Genomic DNA, 2568 nt, shown 5'->3' on the forward strand with positions numbered 1-2568 from the left:
CCAGCATATAGCCTCCGTCAGAGTTGTGAGGTTGCTTCCAGTTGTTTCAGTTTGGCCAGCGCATCCAGCACGCGCTGGTTTTCGTCCTGCAATGCATTGCGCTGCTCAGCGTGGTTGTTAACCTGACGGTTAATGTCTTCCTGCTGTTGCTGCAATGCCGCATCGCCACTGGCAAGATCCTGCTGGCGCTGCAATAACGCCTGACGTTGCTGCTCAAGTTCAGCCGATTGTTTTTCCAGCTCCTGATTACGCTGCTTCAGTTGCTCGCTGGCGTCTTTTAATCCGCTCAGCTGCTCCTGCAGGGCAGAACGTTCACTATCCAGTTTTTTTAATTTTTCCCGTGCTCGCGCCACCTGCCAAAGGTTCATCAACAGCAAAGCAGCGCCACCGGTAAAAACATACCAACGCACACTTTTCGGCAGCATCAGGCAAGCACCGAGTAATAATACAAAACCAATCACGGTATCCAGATGTTCGGCGAGCCATAAACCAATATGCAGCTTGTCCATGTTCAGGCTCCTTTATCCGTGCGGTTTTTGCGGGATTTTTCCAGTGCTTCAATAATTTTATGCAGCGGACCACTGCCCAGACCAATAGCAATACCGGTCAGACATTCTCCCAGCCAGCCGGGGATATAACGGCTGGAAAAATAGCCGTCATAGGCCGCACCGCCGATCTGGCTGTTCAGCTGTTCGATTAAGGCAAATAAATTAATGCCCAACAGCAACGCCAGCAATATACCAATAATAATGGCCAGAATTTTACTGACGGCTTTAATAGTCAGCGAGCGCAGCGTCGCCGCCGATAAAGCTTCCACACCTTCCAGACCCGGATAATCGGTGCGTAAATAATCGTTGACCGCTTTGCTCACTTCCGCCTGAACACGTCCCGCCTGACGCAGACCATCCAGTTGTTCACTGAGACGTTGCGCAGTGCGGTTCCAGTAACTCTGATAGCCCAGCCGCACTTCAAAAAAATCGTACAGGGCTTTCAGAATTTCCAGCAGGCGCTCCAGTAACAAGGAGAAAAACAACGCACTGCAAAGCATAATTAAGGCGGAATCAAAGCTGTCCATGCTGACCTCCTGCGCTGGTTGTGCTCAGGGCATAAATATAGGGTTTCTGGCGAAATGCCTGCAGCCCGGCCTGAGCTGTGGCGGATGTTTGCCAGGCGCTGCAATAGGCATCGGTACGACTGAGTAATTCGGCAAAAGGAAACTGATTTCCCGGACACACGGTGTCAGCGCCTTCCAGTGCACGGTGCGGTACTACTGCCTGTGTCAGCACGCCGGACATCTGCGGATACAGATTCAGCCACAGGGCTATCACCCGGGCTCCGGCATCCAGCTGCGCAGCGGTCGGTTTCAGCGCGCCATAGCGGCCATCGCTGTTGGCAAAACGATCATGTTCCTGATTATGAAAATTGCCATGAAAGGCAATGCCCAGCGTGCGGTCATTGTGCCCCTTGGCATGATTACCCATACGGTCCCAGCGACAGAACGGGCGGATACTGCCATCGGGCATAATCACGCAGTGATAACCGGTAAGCCATTTTTTCTGCCCGATAAATTCATCCACAATGGCATTAAAACCCAACGCCGAATTCATCGCCGTGTGGTGTACAACAATCTGCTCCGGATCACCGCTGCGGCGGTGAACCTGTTCCAGACTCTGCGGATTAACGCCGCCGGCATAGTGAATATCCGGGCCGGCTAAAAGGCTGCCGCCACGATCATCGTTAGTCGCTGCGGCAACTTCCGGCGCCTGCGGTACAGGCTGGCAGTGTGCTTCTTCTCCCGGATCAACCACCTGTTGCAGCGCCTGCTTCTCACTGTCGGTTAAGCGGCGGGTGGTTAAAAACAGCAGCAGCACATGCACCGGCTGACTGCCACCACCAATCAATAAGCCCGACAACAGAGTGTCCAGCGATTGCAGCATAATTGCGTGCCAATTGCCCTGCCCCCACAGCGTTGGAATATCTGTTACGGTTTGTCCGGTAAACATCGCTAATAAATGCAGATCAAAAATACCGGCGAGAATAATGCCCAACCCCAAAGGGGCCAGGCGCATAAATAAATTAAGCGCAGCACTTTCTGTGGAGATAACGGGAATAGGAACAACGCTGATGGCCGTATGCTGTTCAAAAGAAGCGGTGTCGTTGTCTGTTCCGGCAGCGGAACTTTCAGCAGAGGCGGCAGCCGCTTTCAAGACCGCAACGTCGGGTGCATGGCCGGCCTGTAAATGCTGCTGAATGGCTGCGGCCTGTTGCTGCGCCGTTTTCAGCGCTGCCAGTCTGGCCGCTTCAGCATCACGTTCAAGAAAGAATTTGTTGGCGCGCTCTTTTACGTGCTTGAGAATTTCGGTAAACCGTTCGACCAGTAAGGCAGCACCGGCGGCTACCGTCAGGCCATTGATGAGCAATTCCAGAGGTACGGCTTGCATACATCCTCCCTGTGTATGAGATCGTTGCCGACAAGATACCCTTTTCGCGCCTGTTGACCAACCGCCACCACGCGAAGAGCATAAAAAAACCGCCGGCAGGTTACCCCGCAGGCGGTTTATATAGCAG

General features: G+C 53.3%; 3 protein-coding genes. All 3 read right to left on the reverse strand.

What is annotated here, in order from left to right; genetic code table 11:
* Positions 1-17: 17 nt before the first annotated feature.
* The 3 genes from B3P58_RS04005 to B3P58_RS04015 are packed head-to-tail and all read right to left on the reverse strand — an operon-like array spanning position 18 to position 2441.
* Positions 18-509 (reverse strand): hypothetical protein, encoded by a 492-nt coding sequence (locus B3P58_RS04005; protein WP_145469113.1) that lies wholly within the window; start codon positions 507-509, stop codon positions 18-20.
* A 2-nt stretch (positions 510-511) separates the two neighbouring features.
* Positions 512-1075, reverse strand: a complete 564-nt coding sequence (locus tag B3P58_RS04010) for a hypothetical protein (RefSeq protein WP_225690994.1) — start codon at positions 1073-1075, stop codon at positions 512-514.
* Entirely contained in the window at positions 1062-2441 is a 1380-nt protein-coding gene (locus tag B3P58_RS04015; protein WP_286716178.1) for a peptidoglycan recognition protein family protein, read from the reverse strand. The genes B3P58_RS04010 and B3P58_RS04015 overlap by 14 nt, the downstream gene beginning before the upstream one ends.
* Between the last annotated feature and the right edge of the window lie 127 nt (positions 2442-2568).

This window comes from Thalassolituus sp. UBA2009, assembly GCF_002335285.1.
In the GTDB taxonomy this organism is placed as follows: Bacteria; Pseudomonadota; Gammaproteobacteria; order Pseudomonadales; family Oceanobacteraceae; genus Venatoribacter; species Venatoribacter alkanivorans.

Excerpts from the sequence above, each read along its gene's own strand:
- B3P58_RS04005 (WP_145469113.1), bottom strand. The coding sequence starts at position 509 with ATGGACAAGCTGCATATTGGTTTATGGCTCGCCGAACATCTGGATACC.
- B3P58_RS04010 (WP_225690994.1), bottom strand. The coding sequence starts at position 1,075 with ATGGACAGCTTTGATTCCGCCTTAATTATGCTTTGCAGTGCGTTGTTT.
- B3P58_RS04015 (WP_286716178.1), bottom strand. The coding sequence starts at position 2,441 with ATGCAAGCCGTACCTCTGGAATTGCTCATCAATGGCCTGACGGTAGCC.